The following is a 21,148-nucleotide window of genomic DNA, read 5'->3' on the forward strand; positions in this document are numbered from 1 at the left end:
AGAAATTACGGGCCAAGCGCATCAATCAACGGCTCTTCGATCCCTCCATTTGGTGCAACCGCGATATCGGCATGCGTCGTAATTGCCCGGACAGGTACGTAGCTCCATACGTTTCCAGCGCACATTAGCATGAGCCAGAAAATAAACGTCCTCGTCGCTCCATTGCCTCGCCTCAGACGGCTGACAGCCGCGTACAGACAAATATAAATGAGAGCGTTACCGACATAAGGTCCGGCGAGTGCAATTGCCGCCGCCGCCCATCTATGGCCGCTGCTAAAAATCGGATCGTATTGCACGTTATCATCGACGTTCGAGAGGAGAACGACGTTCGCTGGCGTGACTGTCCCGTAATCGAGAGCAAAAGGATTCTGCATGTAACCCAGCGCCCAGGCGCTGAACGTGTGGGAAAATTCATGTGTCATGTAAGCGACGGCATGAGCGACGATGACGATCCCCGTTGTTAACAGGGAGAATGCAAGGATATTTCCGTCAGTTCGTTTCAATATGTCGCCTGACTTATTTTGAGGCAGTTGGTGAGGACTGCGGAAAGGCAGCACCGACATTTCCCGCTCGTATGATTCGTCTTGCGCAGCCCTGTCTCAGGGGGCGGGTCGCATTCGAGCCAAAGGAAGCGCATTCGTGCGACTACGCTTCGCAGCCCCCTCTCACAGGTTGAAATGCGTCGCCAACGTTACGGAATAAACGCGACACCCGTGATTTCGACTTTCCAGTCTGGATTGGCGAGTTTCGCCTCGACCGTAGCGCGGGCAGGCTTGTTGCCGCGATCAAGCCAGGCGTCCCATGCCCGGTTCATCGCCGTGATGTCGTTGATATCGGTAAGAAAGATTTGCACGGACAGGATATTGCTTTTGCTTGTTCCGGCCTCGGCCAGCAGCGCATCTATCTGCTGCAGGATGTCGGCGGTTTGTCCCTCGGCGTCGAGCGTAGCGTCATCAGCGACCTGTCCGGCCAGATAAACCAGATTGCCGCAGATGGAAGCTCCGCTGAGACGTTCTTCAGGGGCGAGGCGTCTAATCGTCATAAATGAAAACCTGTGCTTTGTGGTTCTGCTGCGTGTAGCACATACCGCGTCGTAAGTTGATGGCTGGACAAATATCGATGCCTGCCGTCCCGGCAACAGTATCCCGGCAACCACATGAATGCACGCCTGCTCTAAAAATGCGTCATGCCCCCAACGATATGACAGACGTGGCACGCACGCGGCGGACCTGATTTGCGATGCTCCTCCGCGAATTTGAGATGACAACTTTCGCACTGGCCATGAAACTGCTCCTCCATGTGGCCCGAGAGCGATGGCGTGTTTTTGTGGCACGCTATGCATCCCTGAAACGGCCAGGAAGCGAGTCTGGCTTCGGTGTAATTGTGATGGCATGTGACGCAATTGAACGCGACATGGGCTTTGTGCGGAAAATCGAGGGGCATAAGAGGGCGCGTCGCCGCTATGTGCGGAGCCCCGGATAACGCCCACCACAACGCAGCACCCCCACAAAGTGCGCCGATGACAATTATCGTCACCGCGCGCCACGAAGCGATCAGGCGGCCGATCACCATGCCCGCCAATGCAGGAGCGCGGCGCCCAGAAGCGGCAAAGCGGCGCCAAGAGAGAGCATTGCCATTGCGACCGGAGCGGCGAACCGTGCCGTATTGCGCGCGCGCTTTCCTGGAGTTCGGTGAGGGCGTGCGGCCCAGCGGGCCGCCCAGGGCAGCGTTAACGCGACGCCCACAGGCACAGCCAACGCCACGGACGACCAGAAACCATCAAGGCGTAGCCCAGCCAGCCACGCGTGAGCGGCAGCCGCGCATAGCAACAACGTCGCGAAAACCGAATGACAGCGCCGAAACAGCCTGGCCGTTCCGAACGCTGTGCGTCGAACAGGCGGCAAGCTGGCGAACGTCGCTACCGCGAGTAGCATCAGGGTAGCGGCTCCCGTTTGCATAACGCCCGTGACCGGGGGCAGCATGTCTTCTAGGAGTAGCGGTTCGGCCCAGAGACTGAAACCGATATGGCAGGCGACAAAGGCGAGCAGTATGTACGCGCCGTATTCATGCAAGCGGATGAAGAATTTACCTTCATAGAACGGCGTCGAGAGTGGACGACCGGTCAGCGCGAACATCTGTAACAGTACAAACAACGCTGAAAAACCGCACAGCATCGCCATATCCCATAGCAGGCCAAGCGTGGGGACAGGGCTGACGAGAAGGATAGCGCCAGAGAAAACAATGAATGCGTAAGCAATGCGGCGCGAAAGCCATGCCCAACCAGCCACAACCATTAACGCCAAACTCCATATCAATGCGACAGGCGGGCGCGAGACTCTGGCGCATAACGACGATACCGGAACGATACGATTTGCGGGATGGAATTCCGATCTTGCGATGAAGCCGACCGTGTTACGTTCGACTATATCGCTTTTCGTGAAGGAGACTGCCGATGAGCGCGCTAGACGAATTCAGGGAAACGCTCTCCGCCGCAAACCCTCCGGAAGGCGGAGATCTTGCGCTACAGGCGATCTGGTGGGCTGGGCGTGGAGACTGGACACGGGCGCATGAGTGCGCTCAGGCCAATGAAGGCGACCCGGATTGCGACTGGGCGCACGCATGGCTGCATCGCAAGGAAGGCGACCTTGGCAACGCGCGTTACTGGTATCGACGTGCGGGCCGTCCGACGCCGACCGGCAGTCTTGAGCAGGAGTGGGCGGAAATCGCGACCGCTCTGCTGGCCCGCCCGCTGACCGTGCTCGGCGCAGAAAACATACGTAGAGATCCGGGATAACTGCGCCGCCACAAGCTTCTTGTTGACACTCTGCGGTTTGAGGTGCTGTCTACGGCCCGGTTTCGACCCCTTTTACGGGGCGCTGACCGATTTCAACCGTCGATCCCGCATGTCTTCGGATATCTTCGAAGACCGGGGTAAGTCGTTTCGCCTCACCGCGACGCGCAGGAATTGTCGGCTCTAAACGGGTCGGCAGGGAAATATCGTTTCACATGGCTTCTGCCACACTCACCACAACCGATCATTTTGGCGGCGAAGACTTCGCCTCTCTGCTCGACGAGACCCTCGGCCTGGACACGGGCTTTGAAGGTTCCGTCGTCAAGGGGCATGTCGTCCGCCTGACCGACGAATTCGCCATCGTCGACGTCGGCCTGAAGAGCGAAGGCCGCGTCGCCCTCAAGGAATTCGGCCCGCAGGGCGTCGCCCACGAGGTCAAGCCGGGCGACGTCATTGAGCTGTACGTCGAGCGCTACGAAGACCGTGACGGCACGATCGTCCTGTCGCGTGAGAAGGCGCGTCGCGAAGAGGCCTGGACGAACCTGGAGAAGGCTTTCGAAGCCAACCAGCGCGTCAACGGCACGATCTACGGACGCGTCAAGGGCGGCTTCACGGTCGACCTCGGCGGCGCCATGGCGTTCCTTCCCGGCAGCCAGGTCGACATCCGCCCCGTGCGCGACGTCGGCCCGCTGATGGGCGTTCCGCAGCCCTTCCAGATCCTGAAGATGGACCGCGCTCGCGGCAACATCGTCGTCTCGCGTCGTGCGGTCCTCGAAGAGACCCGTGCGGAGCAGCGCAGCGAGCTGATCCAGGGCCTGAAGGAAGGCATGATCCTCGACGGCGTGGTGAAGAACATCACCGACTACGGCGCGTTCGTGGACCTCGGCGGCGTCGATGGCCTCCTGCATGTCACCGACATTGCCTGGAAGCGCATCAACCACCCGTCCGAAGCCCTGCAGATCGGTCAGCCGGTTCGCGTGCAGGTCATCCGCTTCAACCCGGACACGCAGCGCATTTCTCTCGGCATGAAGCAGCTTGAGGCTGATCCGTGGGAGAACGTGGCGATCAAGTATCCGCCGGGCGCACGTTACAGCGGTCGCGTCACCAACATCACCGACTACGGCGCGTTCGTTGAGCTCGAGCCGGGCGTCGAGGGTCTGGTGCACGTTTCCGAGATGTCCTGGACGAAGAAGAACGTCCATCCGGGTAAGATCGTCGCCACTTCGCAGGAAGTCGACGTCATGGTTCTGGACGTGGACAGCGGCAAGCGTCGTATCTCGCTTGGCCTTAAGCAGGTTCAGCGCAATCCGTGGGAGCAGTTCGCTGAAGAGCACAAGATCGGCTCGACGGTCGAAGGCGAGATCCGCAACATCACCGAGTTCGGCCTCTTCATCGGCCTGTCCGCAGACATCGACGGCATGGTTCACATGTCCGACCTGTCCTGGGACGAAGCTGGCGAAGTCGCGATCACGCACTACGAGAAGGGCCAGGTCGTTCAGGCCAAGGTTCTCGACGTGGACGTGGAGAAAGAGCGCATCTCGCTCGGCATCAAGCAGCTTCAGGAAGACCCGGCGGCCGACGCGCTGTCGAGCGTCCAGAAGGGCACCGTCGTCACCTGCATCGTCACCGCTGTGCAGAGCAACGGCATCGAGGTGAAGGTGGACGACGTTCTGACCGGCTTCATTCGTCGCGCAGAGCTGGCGCGCGACAAGGCCGAGCAGCGTCCGGAGCGCTTCGCAGTTGGCGAGCGAGTCGATGCGAAGATCGTCTCGGTTGATCGCGCGGCCCGCAAGCTGGCCCTGACCATCCGCGGCCGTGAGGTCGAGGAAGACAAGGCAGCGATCAACGAATACGGCTCGTCCGACAGCGGCGCGTCGCTGGGTGATATCCTTGGCGCTGCGATCCGTCGCCGCAACACGGACGCCTGATAAGTCACGACAGGATGACGGCCGTAAGGCCGTCTCCTTCTGACTGATGTTACGGAAATGGCGCCCTTCGGGGCGCCATTTTTGGTTGGAAACAGGATATCGCAATTCGCCGGATTCCCTTCGCGCGCAGCTTTGCGGAACGCGTCAAGCATTTCTCCCCCCGACGCTTATTATCCAAAATAAACTTCTTCACCGGGCGCCGCAGCCCGGCAGAACACGCTTCCGTCAAATTTCCCTCGCGCAAGGCCTTGCGCGTCGACGCCAGCCAACCGACATCGATCACACTGACTATGCTCGTCGTCTAAACGCCGGGCGTCGAGGCGACGCAGCAGTCCAATCAAGAAAAAGGACACTCGCGTCATGTCTACTCCCCTGCACAGCATCCTTGCCGAGAAAGGTTGGGACGTCATTACCGTGTTGGATACCGATCCCCTGGCCCGCGTCTGCGAGACATTGGCGCGACATGGAGTTGGCGGCGCTCCGGTTCTGGATGGCGCCGGGCGTCTGGTTGGTCTGGTGTCGGAGCGAAAGATCGTCGAAGCGGTGGCGCTTCATCCCGCCGGCCTTGGCGCCCTGGTCGCCCGCGACGTGATGGCGGCGAACATGCCGGTTGCGACGCCCGACGAAGACAGCCTCAATACGGCGCGACGGATGACCCGCACCCACTGTCGCCATATGCCGGTCGTGGACAACGGTCGTCTGGTCGGCCTGGTCAGCATTGGCGATCTCGTCAAATATCGGATCGAACATGCCGAACATCTGGCCGAAGAGTTGCAGAACTACGTATCGAATAGTGGACACGCTTCGGTGAAAGTTTCCGGAATATGAAATTTTTTGATGGAGACTTGGAGAAGTTGCGTGAAATTAACTACCTGCCTCGCGCATTCAACCGCTGCTCATAATTTCCCGGATATGAAGCCCTGATCATTGGTTCCGTGTTCTGCCTCTGTCAGGGGAAAGGGCTTCATTGAAGCGTATGAGAATCCGGTTGCGTTTACACCGTCCGGCGAAATGGGCCCGACGCCACTCGCTCATCAGGATATTGCGCGCTGGAACAAAGCGAATGGCCAAATTTTAGATGCGCGCATCAAGTCCGAATTTACATGTGGGATTGACCGCCTCCAAGACGTGATCGTCGTGTAATGTCTTGATCATAGTTAAAATGGTCATTCGTGTCGGCGTAATTCGCGCAGCTTGAGACGCAAAGCGAGGTCAGGATTACTGCGATAAAAATCGATGCTCTCACAACATTCTCCTCAAGATCAATTGTCGGGAGTGTTGGTCAGGATGAAGGCTGCAGTTTGTAATATAAAGTCTAACAGGTGTGATGATAATCGGTTGCTGACCCGATTATTTAATTACGCCTTCCGGTCACAAGGTAGTGTGTCCACGATCCGCTGCTACGTGTTTGGGCTCTACTGCGGCAAACGGAGCCACAACGGGGAAGCGGCGCCGATCAAGGCGAGCATGTGCTCAATATAAACGACCTTCTATCCGGCTACGGCAATATATGCCTCTCAGCGCGCACGCTTTACACGGTGACGATCAGATCGTTCCTGAAGCCCGGCGTCGAGAAGCGCGGGCCTGCAGGATTGCAGACGATACGGGCGCCGCCTGGATGCCGCATGTCTCCAACGGCGTGAATGTGGCCGTGAACCCATAAATCTATGTCTCGACGCCAGAAAATATCCGAAAGATCAGAAGCGTAGAGGCCGATATTCCGTTCGCCTCTCAAATGCGACGGCACGCAGTCCAGCAACGGCGCATGGTGCGTCACGACGACCAGAGCCGTGCCGCGCGCCTTTTCGACCCCCAACAGCCGGTCGAGTTGCGCGACCTGACGTTCATGCTGCGCAAGCTCATCGCCCACTCTGACGCCGCCACGGCCGTCCGGTCTCAGAAAACCTTCCCCGGTAAGAAGCCGGGGACGAACGTCGAGCCCGGAGAGACGCCCGTCCGCCCATAGGGTGCACCCGACAAATCTGACGCCACGCAGGACACTGGCTGACTCATCGAGTAGCGTGACGCCAAATCGCCGCACAGCCTCCTGCGCGCGTGCTTGCTGCTGCGACAGCGTGCCGCCCCAGATTTCGTGATTGCCAAGGACAAATACAGCAGGACGCCCGGCGGCCAGACGGGCGACGGTCTCAATTGCGCCCTCTGGGTTCCCCTCCAGAATATCTCCAGCGGCCACCAGCACGTCGAATGCGGGGCGTGGTGGATCGTATGAATCCGGAGAACGTGCGTATTCTAGATGGAGATCAGAAAGTATCCACAACCGGGTCATGCCGCGCCCTTCTGCTCCTGCGGCATAGCCGGAGAATGAAGATGCGGACGTGACGTGCTAGGGGTCGATTCGGTTCCGTTACGCCCGCGTCACGGCCTGAGAAACTGTCCCTCAGCACAAAAGTTAATGCGGGTCTAGCTATACGCGCCAATCGAACAGCAGCGAAGGTCCGTTAGCCAGCCTGCTCCTTGCCGGCGGAACCACGGAGAAGTCCCGTAGCCTCACGCCCCGCCAGAGACAACGCGACGGCTTCCGCAATCCGAATGCCGTCGATCGCGGCGGACAGGATGCCGCCCGCGTAACCGGCTCCCTCGCCTGCAGGAAACAGACCGCCTGTATTGAGGCTGCGCCCGTCCTGACCGCGCGGGATGCGCAGCGGAGAGGACGTGCGCGTCTCCACGCCCGTTAGCACTGCGTCCTCCATCGCGAACCCTGGCAGCTTGCGCGCGAATGCGGGAAGAGCCTCCCGGATCGCCTCGACCGCGAAATCAGGCAGACACGCAGAAAGATCCGTCGGCGTGACGCCGGGGCGGTAGGACGGCGTCACGGAGCCGAGCGACGTGGAGGCGCGGCCCGCAAGAAAATCGCCCACGCGCTGCGCCGGGGCGCGGTAGTCGCCTCCTCCGGCGAGGAAGGCCTGTCGCTCCCAATGCCGCTGGAACGCCACGCCTGCCAGCGGTTCGTCCGGATAGTCCTCGCCGGGGCGCAGATCGACGACGATGCCCGCGTTGGCGTTGCGCTCGGCGCGCGAATACTGACTCATCCCATTGGTGACCACCCGCCCCTCCTCCGACGTGGCGGCCACCACTGTGCCGCCGGGGCACATGCAGAAGGAGTAGACGCCACGCCCGTTGGACGCGTGATGGGCGAGTTTATAATCGGCGGCGCCCAGCAGCGGCGAACCAGCTTGCGGTCCAAAACGGTCGGCGTCGATCAGGGATTGGGGATGCTCGATCCGCACGCCGATAGAGAACGGCTTGGACTGCATCTCCACGCCTGCCGCCTCAAGCATGCTGAATGTGTCGCGTGCGCTGTGACCGATCGCGAGAATGACATGCGACGCAGCGACCTCCTCTCCGCCGGACAGACGCAGGCCCCGCACGCTTCTCTGCTCATCGAGCAGGAGTTCGTCGACCCGGGCGTTGAACCGGTATTCGCCGCCTGCCGCCTCGATCTCGGCGCGAATATGCTCGACCATCGAGACGAGCCGGAAAGTGCCGATATGCGGTTTCGAGACGAACAGGATTTCCTCGGGCGCTCCGGCACGTACGAATTCCTCCAGCACCTTGCGCCCCAGATGGCGTGGGTCGCTGACCTGACTGTAGAGCTTGCCGTCGGAGAACGTCCCGGCTCCGCCCTCACCGAACTGCACGTTACTTTCCGGCGTCAGGATCGACCGCCGCCACAGGGCGAACGTGTCGACCGTGCGTTCGCGGACAGCCTTTCCGCGCTCGAGAATCAGCGGCCGCAGCCCCATCTGTGCGAGAATCAGCCCCGCCATCAGCCCGCACGGTCCTGCGCCGATCACAACCGGTCTCTGAGCCGCGTCGCCTCGGGCCAACCGCGGACCTTCGACATCGACAGGGCGGTAACTGGTGTCCGGCGACGGGCCAATACGCGCATCTTCGCCCGCCCCCGCCAGAACGGCGGCCTCGTCCGCCACCGCGCAGTCCAGGCTGTAGACCAACATGATGCCGCCACGACGACGTGCATCGTATCCGCGCCGCACGACGCGCACATCGAGCGCGTCGGCGTCCGTAAGGCCGAGCCTTGCGCGTGCGGCGGCGATCAGCGCTTCCGGCGCGTGGTCGAGCGGCAACCTCACCTCGGTCAAACGGATCATGAGTTCTCCATTAGGCTTCAGACGCCTGACGCGTCTCCACATGGCGGCGAGCATGCGAGCGTGGCGCCGCTGGCCCCTGACAGGAGCCGCAATCGGGCGGCTCATATCACGACAGATCGGCGATCACGAGAGAAGTGGACTCATTGCGTGGCGCAATAGAGAGCGCACTGCTCCCATCCGGCGGCGACACTGTAAACTTCCCGTTTTGCAGACGGGCGGTATGGTCTATGAGACGCGGGAATCAAGTCTTCGGGACGACGTCCTGTCGACCATGACCTGTAGCGCAAGGCCGACCAAGGAGATTGCGACATGACCGCGTCCTCCACTCCTGGCGGTCACCGCCATGGTTCACCAGATGAACACACCCATTCTTCCGATGCACACGATCATGCTCACGACGAAGGCGCATGCGGCGTACATAACCCCGACGACGCGACGGGCGGACCGAAGTGTGACACCGATATAAGCGTGCAACCCTCCTATGCCGGCCATGCGTGTGGCGACCACGACCATGCCGAAATCGGGAGTGACAAAAACAGCGGACGCGGCAGCCTCCACGACCACGACCACGACCACGACCACGACCACGACCACGACCACGACCATGACCATGGGCACGGGCACGGGCACGGGCATGGTCACGGACACGATCATCACCATGATCATGGGCTTTTCGGGCATCACCATCATGCGCCAGCGTCGTTCGGGCTCGCCTTCGCGGTCGGCATGGCCCTCAACATGGTCTATCTGGTCGGCGAAACTGTCTGGGGCCTGCTGGCGAACTCCGTGGCGCTTCTGGCCGACGCTGGTCATAACCTGTCCGACGTGCTTGCCTTGGCCGCCGCTTGGCTTGCGGAGCGGCTGACGCGCCGAGCGCCGTCCGCGCGCTTTACCTACGGTCTGCGTCGCTCCTCTATTCTTGCTGCGTTGACCAACGCCGTAGCTTTGCTGCTCGTTACCGGCGGCGTGGCGTGGGAGGCCGTGCTGCGTCTGTTCCATCCTGTGGACGTCGCGGGAAAAAGCGTCATGATCGTGGCGGCGCTGGGCGTGGTGGTGAACGGAGTCACTGCGCTGTTCTTCATGAGCGGTCAGAAAAATGACCTGAACCTGCGCGCCGCCTTTTTGCATATGGCGACGGATGCGGTCGCCTCCCTCGGCGTCGTGGCCACTGGCGCGCTCGTGTTGTTGACGGGGCTGGCGTGGCTGGACCCGGCCGCGAGCCTAGCCATTTCGGCGCTTATCGTTCTTACGACGTGGGGGCTGCTCAGGGACTCGCTGGATATGGCGCTCGACGGGGTGCCAAAGGGTGTGGACATCCATGGCGTCGACGCCTTCCTGCGCGATCTCCCCGACGTGACCGACCTTCACGACCTTCATGTCTGGCCAATGAGCACAACTGAAACGGCGCTCACCGTTCATCTCGTGCGCAGCGAAAATGCGGCAGTTCCCAACGACGCGATTTTGCTCTCGGCGGGCCGGGAATTGCGCGCGCGTTTCGGCGTACAGCACGCGACGTTGCAGATCGAAGTCTCGCCATGCGGTGGCGGGTGCAGCCTCGACGACGCGCTGCACGTGTGAGCCTGTCATGATTAACGCCGCCCCAATTGGGGACGCGCCGAAGCCAGACCGGAAATTCGCACTGGCATGGGCGAGTTTTGCTGTCAGTATCGCCGCGTTCGGACTGAAATACGCAGCCTGGGTCAGCACTGGCAGCGTCGCGTTGAAGGCGGATGCGCTCGAGACGATCATCAACGTCGTCGCGGCGGCGGCGGCCCTGTGGGCCATTCGCGTGGCTGAGAGGCCGGCCGACGACAACCACACCTACGGGCATTACAAGGCGGAATACCTTTCGGCGATCGTCGAGAGCGCGCTGGTGCTGGTCACCGCTTACGCCATCGGCAAAACGGCAGTGGAAGGATTTCTGAGGCCGCATCCTGAGACGGCGCCGTGGATCGGCGTCGGGCTCAACGGCGTCGCCACGCTGCTGAATTTCGCGTGGGGGCTTACGCTGCTCCGAAAAGGACGAGCGGAACGTTCGCCCGCGCTGATCGCAGGTGGTCACCATGTGATCTCGGACGTGTGGACAGGATGTGGCCTGATTGCGGGCCTGTCATTGATCCCGCTGACAGGGTGGGTCTGGCTCGACCCTGCGCTGGCTGCTCTCGTTGCGCTTAACGTGTTGCGGGTTGGCTGGGAGATGCTTCGGCAATCCGTGTCGGGATTGATGGACGAAGCCCCTGATTCTGCGACCCTTACCAAACTGCGAGAAGTAATCGCTGAAACGGCGACCGGCGCGCTCGAGGCGCATGACATCCGCATTCGCACCGTGGGCGCCATAACATTCATCGAATTTCATCTTGTGGTGCCGGGCTCGATGACGGTCGGCGTCGTGCACGAGATTTGCGACCGGATAGAAGCTGGCCTTCGGCGAGCGATCGGGCGCGCGCTGATCAATATTCATGTCGAGCCAGAAGCGAAGGCCAAGCACACGGGCATCCTGCTCACGTCTCCACCGGTCGTATGACATACGGCGGCCGCAGAGAATTACGGCGGCCTTGCCACCGACACTGCGGCAGGCGACGCCGCCCCACGAAACACTTTGGCCGATATGTGGGATTAGGACTTGGAATGATCGCCCGGCAGGCGTAAGGCCGGGACGATATTGCGCGCTGTCTCCCATTGCTGAAGAGACCCGCCGCAGCAGGAAGAACCGATGCATACGACGACCTCGACCCAAGTCGGCCGGATCAGGCACTTTCGTGACACCGCACGTATGACGACAGTGGAGTGGCGGCGGAAGCTGATCTACTGGGGCAGTTCGATCGCGGTCGGCATCGTGGCGATCAGCTTCGCAGCATTGGCTGATAAGGCGGCTGCGCTCCGAAGCGACGTCATCAAGCACAACCCGTGGTTCATGCTTTTAGTGACGCCTGCTGGCCTTGCCTTGTCGATATGGTTGACCAGACGTTTCTTCCGTGGCGCGCAAGGCAGCGGCATTCCTCAGGCGATCGCCTGCATGCACCTCAACGATCTGGCTGTGGTCGATCGGGTGCTTTCGATCCGCATCGCCGCGGCGAAAATCTGCCTGACCTGTCTGGGGCTCGTCGCGGGCGCTTCTATCGGCCGTGAGGGGCCGACGGTGCAGGTCGGCGCGGCAATCATGAATGCTGCGGCTCGTTTCCTTCGGCTCAGCGAAATTGCGTCTCGCCGTGCGCTGGTAATGACTGGAGGAGCCGCGGGAGTTGCCGCCGCGTTCAACACGCCTCTCGCCGGAATAGTGTTCGGCATCGAGGAACTGGCTCACTCGTTCGAGCACCGGACCAGCGGCACTTTGCTAACCGGGGTCGTGCTCTCAGGCGTGACGGCAATAGCGTTGGTCGGTAATTATTCGTATTTTGGGCACACCGATGTAATCGTGCCGGTCGGGGTGAGTTGGCTCGCCGTTCTTGCTTGCGGCTTGCTCGGCGGGATCGCCGGTGGATCATTCTCGGCGATACTGATTCGAGCTTCATCTGGCTTGCCTGGGGCATTCGGCCGCTTCGTGGCCCAGCGGCCTATTTTGTTCGCTGCGCTTTGCGGCTTGGCGCTGGCGATTATAGGCGTGGCTTCCGGCGGCATGACGTATGGCACCGGCTACGCGCAGGCCCGCGCCATCATTCAGGGTGACGAGCATTACCCCGCTTCGTATTTCGTTTTGAAATACTGCGCCACCATCATTTCCTACTGCTCGGGCATTCCGGGCGGGCTATTCGCTCCATCGCTGTCAGTTGGCGCAGGCATCGGTGGTTGGATCGCGCAGTTTTTGCCTCACACGACGCCTGGCGCCGTAGTGCTCCTGGGCACGGTGGCGTATTTTTCTGCTGTCGTGCAGGCGCCGCTGACCGCCACAGTCATTGTGATGGAAATGTGCGACAATCAGCAGGTGACGCTCGCGCTTTTGGCCAGCTCGTTCCTAGCGTTCGGCGTTTCGCGCATGATCTGCAAGCAGCCGCTTTACGGCGCGCTGGCGGAGCGATTTCTTCGTTCGGTCGCTCCAGACGGCCACAAGGGAGAAGCCCCCAAGCATCAGTCGAAGGAAGATTGAACTGCGCTCCCTTGAATATGGTCAACGAAATCACAGCTGAAAAAATCCTCTCTACCTTACTGTTTTAAGAAGAATTTTTTGTTCAGGTAAACCTACCTGAGCAGGCCTCTGCTCTAGAGGCTTAGCCCCGCGTGTAGGCCGAGAATGAGTGCGTCCTTCACGCGGCGACCCGAAACGTAGACACCACCACTTGGAGCGATCAGCCCTTGCAAATCCGGCTGCAAAGACAGCCAGGACGAGAGCTGCGCGCGGTAGGTCAATTCAAGATGGTACTCGTTCTGCCGAGCTTCTGTTCGCCCTGACGGTTCGGTCGTGGTCAGGAAACGGCTGGGCGCAGCGTAACCGAACCCAAGCGCCACAAGGTCGTGTCGCCGACCGAACGGTCGATGTAGCGACAGCCCAGCGTCCAGCGCAGAGACGATCTCGTTACGATCAGCCAGTCCCGTATATTGCCAGCGAACAAATCCATGCAACCGTCCGACGACAGGATCGCGCAACAGGGTTTGGTCAGCGATTGCATAAATCAGCCAATTGCCTCGGCGTTGTGTGCTCGCGTCGGCCTGAAGTGGAAATGTCCCGCTGTCCACAATCACGCCAGCCTTGTAGGAGCCTAGCAGTTTCCCGATGCTGACGCTGTGTTGCACCTCAGCCATCGCCAATGTGCCAGTGCCAAAGTTGAAGCGTGTGCCTGAGGGATCCTGATTCTGGTTCCAGGGGTCATTCGGATTGTTGAACGTCCGGGCTCCTGTCGGGTTGTCGTCGCCCACAGCGACCAGCAAGGTCCAGTTGTCGGATACGTCATATCGTAGCCTGACCGCTGGCGTCGCGAGGGGTGAGGCTGGCCCCTGATCGTAGAGATTGTTGCTGGGCATCATCGGCCAACCGAAAGACCCGTTGAGCAAGTCCTGAGCCGTTTCGCTGACCATGAAGTCGCGACTGAGATCCAGTTTGCCTATGCGAACCTCGACCGCGTCTCCGGGAGGATGATAGGAATAAGCGAGTTCATAGAGACGCAGGTTGGGATCAGCCTCGCTCGTGGAGGTCTGATTGAAGGCGTAAAGCGGGACGTTGCTGAAGGGACGTCCGCGAATATCGACGCCGCTGACTTCCAGTTCGCCCCACTGCCCTTCCCTGTCCGCCCCGCCATGATACAGGCGCGCCAGATCGAGCGTGACGTCGACGACCGTCGCCCCGATATAATTGGTCGAGGAACGGGAGCCGCCAATGGGGTTGGTCCAAAACTCTTCGCTGTCGCCGATATCTATGTTGACGCCAGCCTGTCGCCAACGATCCTTGATCCCTGACCACCCGTGAAGATCGTCGCCTGCGGCCGCCTCGGCCGAGTGGTGCGTTGTGGACAGCAGAGCCGTCACCCCGAACAGCGCCCGCCCAATCAGGATAAGGTTATCCAGAAACCGCGAAATATGAGGAGATGATGGCGGCTCGAGTAGATTGCTGAATGTAGATTCCGCAAGCAGTTCGTGAGATTGCGGGTATGGGGTGCGACCGTAAGCCCTCATGGCGCCACCATTTTCCGATGCGCCATTAAAGGTAGGAGGAGTTGTTCATGCGTCAGCATCTTTATCGGCTGACCGTCGATACACGTGGCAAAGGACTGACGCCGATCACCCGGACGATCGCCGACTGGGTAGGACAAAGCGGCGTGGATGTGGGGTTGCTGACATTGTGGTGTCGGCACACGTCCTGCTCTCTGACAGTTCAGGAGAACGCCGATCCGACGGTGCGCCATGATATCGGCCGGTTTTTTGAGCGGCTCGTCCCGGAAGAACACGGGCGTTACGTTCATGACGACGAAGGGCCTGACGATATGCCCGCACATTTGCGGACCATGTTGACCGATACGTCGATGAGCATCCCGGTGGCCGAGGGACGTCCCGTTCTTGGGACGTGGCAGGGCCTCTACCTTTTCGAACACAGGGCCTCGCCGCACAGACGGGAAATCGTGCTGCACCTTCTGGGAGAATCGTAACGCCAGGCGTTCGATGATCCCGTCATCTCTGGCCCGGCGCGTCGGGCGCGATGTTATCGACCGCGATGAACGTGTCGGCTGACACGTTCATGGTCGTGCCTCCCGTTGCGTCCTCGGCCTGATTTGCGGCGATGCCGCTGGTCAGGGATCGCAACTCCATCAGTTCCTGACGCACGTCGTCGAGAATTTCGACCAGAGCCGCGTGATCGGCATCCGCGCGTGCTTCGCTGCTTCTTGCGAGTATTGCGCTCCCAACAGCCAGCGCGGGCAACGCGATGAGCTGAATTGCATTGCTGATATAAAGAAGTGTGTTCTGCCATCCAGGAGCGACCATTGGGATGAGCGAGAACAGAGTAAATGCGTAAACACACCAGATACTGCCGAAAATGACCGTCATCCGAACGGCCAGCCAGTCGTTGAAGCGAACGACCGCGCCTGCCTCCGGGGAGTGTTCCATCGCTTTTTCCAGCTTGCGCGGCGCGTGGAGCAGCGACAGTAGAGAATGGGGCATTATGCGCTTCACGACTTCACTTTCTCCGACGGGAATTTCTGCTGAAGGTCTCGCCCAGAGACAAGGACGATAACCTGCAGACCATGAGTTCCACACTTGCAGAACCATGGAGCACACATGCTGTGCAAGGCTCCGGTTTGCGCCCCTGCTTTTCGCCTGACGCGCGTTATCTACCGCCGCTCTGGTCGATGCCTGCAGTGGAATCGGCGTTTTCCGCCGCATCCGAATCTGCCGAGGCGTCAGCATTCTCTCGTGTGCCAGCGTCCGAGGGCGCCGCTGGCGCCTGATGAGCCACCGGTTTGAAGGACATCGTCGATCCCGAGGGCGTAATCAGATTAAAGGTCACCATGATGACGACTTTGAACGGCGTAGACGGTGGGCGCGAGCACCGCAGTCCGCGTAGAAAACTGAGCGTCGAATCGTTCAGGATCGGATGTCCGCTGCCGCGCAGAATACGGACGTCCCGCACGGAGCCATTGGCTGCAAGCGAAAAGCCCGCGTACACAATGCCTTCCTCGCCACGCTGGCGGGCGAGAGGCGGATAAATCTTCGCTGGAGTCGCGCACGACGCGCCGCCGTCACTGAAACTGGAACCGCCCTGCCCGGCCGAGGTCTTGGCCTCACTGAGACGCTTGCCTGTCGTCCCGTTCGGGCTCGCGACGTCTGCGTCTTTCGCAGGCGCGTCCTTTGCATGTGGAACTTTATGGGTCAGGACGCTCGCTGAGTCCTGACCGTCGCCAACATGCACGGTCGCCATATGATTGGCGCCGGACAGACTCGGATCCTTCGAACCTGTTGGACGCGGTGGCACTAAGGGAAGGAGGGGTTCGCCAGAGCCCGGCCAGGGAATAAGTTCATCGGCGACGGGCGCGGGCGCCTGAACAGGCGGCGCCGCGTCCGGCAGCGGTGGCGGCGCAGGGATCGGATCAATCGACGCCTGACCATGGTCGAAGAGCACCTGAACATCCGCGAGAGCGAACGGGACAGGTTTTTCTTCCGGCGTCTTGTGTGTGGCGATCCACGCGAGAACAAGCGCCATATGAATCAGAAGCGCTGCCGCGAACAGACGACCGTCGAGGTGTCGGTCCTCGGACGAGCGGCGCCCCAGACGGATCATCCCGGGACGGATTTTCACGGGGAGCTTCGGAACCGACAACTCTCGCCTCACCCTGCGCGACGCTACGATGCCTAACGCCGTGCCGCTCTTGGCCAAACAGACGCTTATGGCCGTCTGTTCATATCACACAGATTCGACGCGGCGCAGATGTTTCGCCGCGTCGAAGTGACGCCTATTGCTCGCCGAGTCGGGCGTATATCTTCAGGTAGTCTTCCGCCATACGGCGTGCAGTGAAACGCTCGTCGAAACGTTTGCGAATCTGCTGCGCATTCGTTTCGGCAAGGCGCGGGAATGCGGCGATGGCTTCAGCCTCGCTGTCGACGATCAGACCAGTGAGGCCGTTTTCGAGAACCTCCGGTACCGACCCCCGACGCAACGCGACAACCGGCGTTCCACACGCCATCGCCTCGATCATGACCAACCCGAACGGTTCCGGCCAGTCGATCGGCATGAGAAGGGCCTTGGCGCCGGACAGGAAGGCTGGCTTCTGCGCGTCGTTGATTTCTCCAATCAATTCGACGCCCTCGCCCAGCATAGGGACGATTTCTTTCTCGAAGTATTCCGCGTCCACCCGGTCGATCTTCGCCGCGATCTTCAACGGCAGCCCGACTGCGCGCGCGATGCGGATCGCCTTGTCGACCCCCTTTTCCGGACAGATGCGTCCGAGGAACGCGAGGTAATCGCGTGGTCCCGACTGTGGCGTCAGTAACTTCTCAGGCAAGCCATGGAGGACAGTCCCGACATAGTTGGCCTGCGGTAGTGGCTGGCGCTGGTTGTTGGAGATCGAGACGATCGGCACATCGGGGAACGCGTCGAACACTGGCTGCAGTTCCATCAGATCCAGTCGCCCGTGCATCGTCGTGACGAACGGCGTCTTCTGGCGGCTGAAATATGTGAAGGGCCAGTAATCCATGTGAAAATGCAGCACGTCGAACTGATCCGCCAGACGCGCGACCCGTTCCATCAGCAACATATGCGGAGCGATAGGATCGCGAATCGCCGGGTCGAGACGCAAGGCCCGCGGCCATACAGCGTCCAGATTCGCCTTCGTCACGCTGTCGCCGCTTGCGAACAGGGTGACGTCATGCCCCATGGCGACCAGTTCGTCGGTGAGGAAGGAAACCACGCGTTCAGTGCCCCCATACAGCTTGGGGGGCACGGCTTCATGGAGAGGCGCGATCTGGGCGATACGCATTGACCGGAGGACTCCATCAGTTGTGATTGAATATTACTACTGCCGACAACGCCTATCGGCGTAGGCCTCCGCAGACAAGCGGGTTATGGCGAACTGGCTATCGAGAGAGAAAGCGAAGCATGCGCTTCCGTCCTCTGTCACGAACGTTTACAAGGGCAGAAAGTTGACTGGAGAGGTGCGAGCGCATGGACGGTCACGCTTGAAGCGCGACGACGGGATTACGGTTTCCGACGAACAACTGCCGAAATACGCGGGCCGACCGGGCCGATTCATTGCGTGTTATGCGCGCCGCCACGCGATGTCCCATGCGATGGTGTTCGGATTCGTGACGATCGCCGTCGCCTGCGCGGTGTTCTCCTCCTATGCAATCCGCCATCTGGTCGACACCATGAACGCCAGCCAGCATGGCGATATGCTGACCGTCTGGCGCGCTGTCGCCTGGCTGGCTGTGGTGATCGCCGCCGACAACATGTCCTGGCGCGTTGCGGGCTGGTTTGCGGCGAAGACCTTTGTCGACGTGACGGGCGACGTCCGGCGGGATTTGTTTCGGTATCTCACCGGCCATTCTACGAGCTATTTTTCGGATCGGATGCCCGCGGCGCTTGCCGCGCGGATATCCACAGCGGGCAACGCCAGCTTCACGCTGGAGAGCCTGCTGGCATGGAACGTGTTGCCCCCCTGCCTCAACGTGCTGCTGTCGATCACGCTGATGCTGACCGTCAGCCCTTTGATGGGCGGGGTCATCATCGTTCTGTCCGCCGCCCTTGCATATTTGATGTTTCGCATGGCGCAGGCCGGGCGGGAATTGCACGCGACATACGCGTCTGACGCGGCCGGTGTGGATGGAGAAATGCAGGACGTCGTGGGCAACCTGCCGCTGGTTCGCACCTTCGGGATGCTCGGTTACGAGCGAGGACGACTTGCCTCCGTGCTTCGAACCGAGATGGCGTCCCGTGGCCGCTCGCTACGCTATCTGGAGCAGTTGCGACTCGTTCACGCTGCGCTGACAGCGATTCTCACTGCCGGGTTGCTGGTGTGGGTCGTTCTGCTGTGGCGCAACGCCTCCGCCAGCGTCGGTGATGTCGTGATGGTCATAACGCTCGGATTTATGATCCTTCACGGCACGCGCGACCTTGCGGTGGCGCTTGTGGAGATGATCCAGCATCTGGCGCGACTCGGCGAAACGTTGTCCACCATTCTGCTCACCCACGAAATGCGCGATCAGGTTGATGCGGTCGGCTTCCGTCAGGAGCAAAAGGGCGAGGTGACATTCAATGACGTGACGTTCGCCTATCCCGGCGGCCCGAACGTGCTGGAGCATTTCCACCTTCATGTTGCGCCGGGTTCGCGCGTCGGCCTTGTCGGACGCTCGGGCTCGGGCAAGAGCACTGTGTTGGCGCTGCTGCAGAGACAACGTTACGTGCAAGGCGGCGCAGTGATTATAGACAACGAAAATATCGGCGCGCTGACCGAAACTGCGCTGCGGTCGTGCATGTCGGTGGTGCCGCAGGAAGTGTCGCTGTTGCGTCGCTCGGTGGGCAACAACATCCGTTACGGCAAGCCTGAGGCTACTGACGATGAAGTTCGGGCCGCTGCGGATGCTGCCGGATGCACCGACTTTATTATGGCCCTTCCGGAAGGATTCGCGACCGAAGTCGGAGACAGGGGCGTAAAATTGTCGGGAGGGCAGCGACAGCGTCTCGCGATTGCGCGCGCCTTCTTGCGTAACGCGCCCATCCTTGTCCTTGATGAGGCGACCAGCGCCCTCGACAGCGAAAGCGAGCATCACGTGCAGTTGGCCTTGTCGCGTTTGATGGTGGGACGCACGGTGATCGCCGTGGCGCACCGTTTGTCGACGCTGAAGGATTTCGATCGGATTGTTGTGATGCAGAAGGGGCGGATCGTCGAGGACGGGTCGCCCGGCGAACTGGAGCGTCGCGATGGCCCCTATCGTGAATTTCTCTCGCGACAGGCGATGGAGATCGCGCCGATCTGAGATACCTGGTCGCACGTACGAAAGAGGGCTGTTATGGACGTTGAACCCGACTGGCTCGTCTGGGCGCGCGAAATTCAGGCTATTGCGCAAACCGGCCTGACCTTCTCGGAAAATCCTTACGACCGAGAGCGTTACGAGGCGTTGCGCGCCCTTTCAGCCCGCATTTTCGCAGCGAGAACGAGCGCGCTTGCAGAGCGTATCGAGACGCTATTCGAGGGCGAAACCGGGTATGCGACGCCGAAGATCGACGTGCGCGCGGCTGTCTTTGATGAGAGCGATCGGTTGCTGATGGTGCGGGAAGCTGCTGACCATCACCGCTGGACGCTGCCCGGCGGTTGGGCGGACGTAAACCTCACCACCGCCGAGAATGCGATCAAGGAGGTTGTGGAGGAGAGCGGGTATCGCGTCGGTGTGACGAAACTTGCCGCATTGTGGGACCGCACGCGACAAAGACATCCCAACGGTGTCTTCTCATGCGCGAAGGTGTTCTTCCTGTGCGATTTGCTCGGCGGTGAGGCTACGACAAGTCTGGAGACGTCTGAGGTCGGGTGGTTTACTCAGGATTGCGTCCCCAGTGATCTTTCGGTGGGGCGCGTGACGTCGGGTCAGATATCACGAATGTTTGAGCATCGGCGTAATCCCGAACTTGCGACGGATTTCGAGTAACCTCAAATCCATATGCTTCATGGGTGAAGGTGATCGACCGCCACGATCGCTTCAGATTGCAATCGCCTGCTCGTCCCGAGCAATGAACGCGTCTCATGTGTTGTCTGTCGAGTGGCGCAGGATTTTAGATTGCTACTATTGGAGGTAATTACGTTATCTTTTTTGGTCGTTGATACGCTTCCGACCGAAAAGTTAGCGATGCTCGGCTAACCTGTAAATGTAACGCCGCCCGGAATACCCGACGTAGTGATTATTTTATCGATAGATGCGTAACCACAAGACGGTTGTTGGCAATAGTTTTACGCAAGGCCGAAACCGTTATATGTAATGTATCAATATTTTCGATCGATATTATGAAAAATAATTTTCTCTATTTTAAGTAAAATCCTGAAAATTTCAATAAATTCGACGTCGTATCGATTTGCATTGCGATAGATTTCATTTCGATGATGCGGTCTTCTCGCTGTATTTTATTGGAATTTATCCTCACATAAATTCCAGATTTTGTTTTTTAACCAATAATGTCCCGGGCTCATATTTTTTGTTGTATCGAAATTAAGGAGTATTGGAAAAATTTGCAGTTTACTAGGTGGTTTTATAATAATGATCCCGCGATCGCATTTCTATATAATACCGATTACGGGCTAACAAATCGATGTGTTCTAAAAGAAAATGGAGGCGTCTGGCATCATGACTAGGGCCTGTTAGGTCTTGAGATGATCTGCCGTTGCTGCAATGCA

General features: G+C 60.0%; 19 protein-coding genes. 9 read left to right on the plus strand and 10 right to left on the minus strand.

All coding sequences use genetic code 11. From position 1 onward, the window contains the following. Nucleotides 1–5: 5 nt before the first annotated feature. The 4 genes from HK28_RS10775 to HK28_RS10790 all read right to left on the minus strand — a co-directional run bounded on the left by HK28_RS10775 (nt 6) and on the right by HK28_RS10790 (nt 2,294). Complete coding sequence (locus HK28_RS10775; protein WP_086644579.1) at nt 6–563, minus strand: hypothetical protein; 558 nt, start codon at nt 561–563, stop codon at nt 6–8. A gap of 128 nt (nt 564–691) precedes the next feature. Further along, a complete protein-coding gene (locus HK28_RS10780) occupies nt 692–1,042 on the minus strand; it encodes a RidA family protein (RefSeq protein WP_086644580.1) in 351 nt (116 codons plus the stop codon). A gap of 131 nt (nt 1,043–1,173) precedes the next feature. After that, entirely contained in the window at nt 1,174–1,572 is a 399-nt protein-coding gene (locus HK28_RS14530; RefSeq protein WP_086644581.1) for a cytochrome c3 family protein, read from the minus strand. Beyond that, on the minus strand, nt 1,566–2,294 hold the full coding sequence (locus HK28_RS10790; protein ID WP_086644582.1) for a ferric reductase-like transmembrane domain-containing protein: 729 nt from the start codon (nt 2,292–2,294) through the stop codon (nt 1,566–1,568). Before HK28_RS10790 ends, HK28_RS14530 begins: the two co-directional genes overlap by 7 nt. A 158-nt stretch (nt 2,295–2,452) precedes the next feature. Between HK28_RS10790 and HK28_RS10795 the strand changes: the two genes are divergently transcribed. The 3 genes from HK28_RS10795 to HK28_RS10810 all read left to right on the plus strand — a co-directional run bounded on the left by HK28_RS10795 (nt 2,453) and on the right by HK28_RS10810 (nt 5,547). Continuing rightward, the gene (locus HK28_RS10795; RefSeq protein ID WP_086644583.1) at nt 2,453–2,794 is read left to right on the plus strand and encodes a hypothetical protein; all 342 of its coding nucleotides are present in this window, start codon (nt 2,453–2,455) and stop codon (nt 2,792–2,794) included. Nucleotides 2,795–3,006: 212 nt separating this feature from the next. Then, nucleotides 3,007–4,719 carry a 30S ribosomal protein S1 gene (gene rpsA / locus HK28_RS10800; protein ID WP_086644584.1) on the plus strand — a complete coding sequence of 571 codons (1,713 nt, stop codon included), beginning with the start codon at nt 3,007–3,009 and terminating at the stop codon, nt 4,717–4,719. Between the two features lie 360 nt (nt 4,720–5,079). Beyond that, nucleotides 5,080–5,547, plus strand: coding sequence for a CBS domain-containing protein (locus HK28_RS10810; RefSeq protein ID WP_086644586.1), 468 nt, complete (start codon nt 5,080–5,082; stop codon nt 5,545–5,547). 703 nt (nt 5,548–6,250) lie between these two features. Here HK28_RS10810 and HK28_RS10815 read toward each other — a convergent pair. Together HK28_RS10815 and HK28_RS10820 are read right to left on the minus strand one after the other, a co-directional pair. After that, nucleotides 6,251–7,006 carry a metallophosphoesterase gene (locus tag HK28_RS10815; RefSeq protein ID WP_086644587.1) on the minus strand — a complete coding sequence of 252 codons (756 nt, stop codon included), beginning with the start codon at nt 7,004–7,006 and terminating at the stop codon, nt 6,251–6,253. 172 nt (nt 7,007–7,178) lie between these two features. Further along, the gene (locus HK28_RS10820) at nt 7,179–8,849 is read right to left on the minus strand and encodes an NAD(P)/FAD-dependent oxidoreductase (RefSeq protein WP_086644588.1); all 1,671 of its coding nucleotides are present in this window, start codon (nt 8,847–8,849) and stop codon (nt 7,179–7,181) included. 309 nt (nt 8,850–9,158) lie between these two features. Between HK28_RS10820 and HK28_RS10825 the strand changes: the two genes are divergently transcribed. The 3 genes from HK28_RS10825 to HK28_RS10835 all read left to right on the plus strand — a co-directional run bounded on the left by HK28_RS10825 (nt 9,159) and on the right by HK28_RS10835 (nt 12,933). Further along, complete coding sequence (locus HK28_RS10825; protein WP_086644589.1) at nt 9,159–10,427, plus strand: cation diffusion facilitator family transporter; 1,269 nt, start codon at nt 9,159–9,161, stop codon at nt 10,425–10,427. Nucleotides 10,428–10,434: 7 nt separating this feature from the next. Then, nucleotides 10,435–11,373, plus strand: coding sequence for a cation diffusion facilitator family transporter (locus HK28_RS10830; protein WP_086644590.1), 939 nt, complete (start codon nt 10,435–10,437; stop codon nt 11,371–11,373). A 189-nt stretch (nt 11,374–11,562) separates the two neighbouring features. Further along, nucleotides 11,563–12,933, plus strand: coding sequence for a chloride channel protein (locus tag HK28_RS10835; protein WP_086644591.1), 1,371 nt, complete (start codon nt 11,563–11,565; stop codon nt 12,931–12,933). Between the two features lie 113 nt (nt 12,934–13,046). Here HK28_RS10835 and HK28_RS10840 read toward each other — a convergent pair whose 3' ends face one another. Next, entirely contained in the window at nt 13,047–14,453 is a 1,407-nt protein-coding gene (locus HK28_RS10840; RefSeq protein ID WP_086644592.1) for a carbohydrate porin, read from the minus strand. 47 nt (nt 14,454–14,500) lie between these two features. Between HK28_RS10840 and HK28_RS10845 the strand changes: the two genes are divergently transcribed. Further along, on the plus strand, nt 14,501–14,923 hold the full coding sequence (locus HK28_RS10845; RefSeq protein ID WP_086644593.1) for a secondary thiamine-phosphate synthase enzyme YjbQ: 423 nt from the start codon (nt 14,501–14,503) through the stop codon (nt 14,921–14,923). Nucleotides 14,924–14,945: 22 nt separating this feature from the next. Here HK28_RS10845 and HK28_RS10850 read toward each other — a convergent pair whose 3' ends face one another. From HK28_RS10850 to HK28_RS10860, 3 genes are all read right to left on the minus strand, one after another. Continuing rightward, complete coding sequence (locus HK28_RS10850; protein ID WP_369823651.1) at nt 14,946–15,434, minus strand: hypothetical protein; 489 nt, start codon at nt 15,432–15,434, stop codon at nt 14,946–14,948. A gap of 166 nt (nt 15,435–15,600) precedes the next feature. Continuing rightward, entirely contained in the window at nt 15,601–16,569 is a 969-nt protein-coding gene (locus tag HK28_RS10855) for an energy transducer TonB (RefSeq protein ID WP_143217407.1), read from the minus strand. A gap of 154 nt (nt 16,570–16,723) precedes the next feature. After that, nucleotides 16,724–17,746, minus strand: coding sequence for a glycosyltransferase family 4 protein (locus HK28_RS10860; protein ID WP_086644595.1), 1,023 nt, complete (start codon nt 17,744–17,746; stop codon nt 16,724–16,726). Nucleotides 17,747–17,945: 199 nt separating this feature from the next. On the opposite strand from HK28_RS10860, the gene HK28_RS10865 reads away from it, so the two are divergent. Both HK28_RS10865 and HK28_RS10870 read left to right on the plus strand, forming a co-directional pair. Beyond that, nucleotides 17,946–19,742, plus strand: a complete 1,797-nt coding sequence (locus HK28_RS10865) for an ABC transporter ATP-binding protein (protein ID WP_233140496.1) — start codon at nt 17,946–17,948, stop codon at nt 19,740–19,742. Nucleotides 19,743–19,775: 33 nt separating this feature from the next. Continuing rightward, entirely contained in the window at nt 19,776–20,408 is a 633-nt protein-coding gene (locus HK28_RS10870) for an NUDIX hydrolase (RefSeq protein WP_086644597.1), read from the plus strand. Nucleotides 20,409–21,148 lie beyond the last annotated feature (740 nt).

The organism is Acetobacter sp. DsW_063, assembly GCF_002153745.1.
GTDB lineage: Bacteria > Pseudomonadota > Alphaproteobacteria > Acetobacterales > Acetobacteraceae > Acetobacter.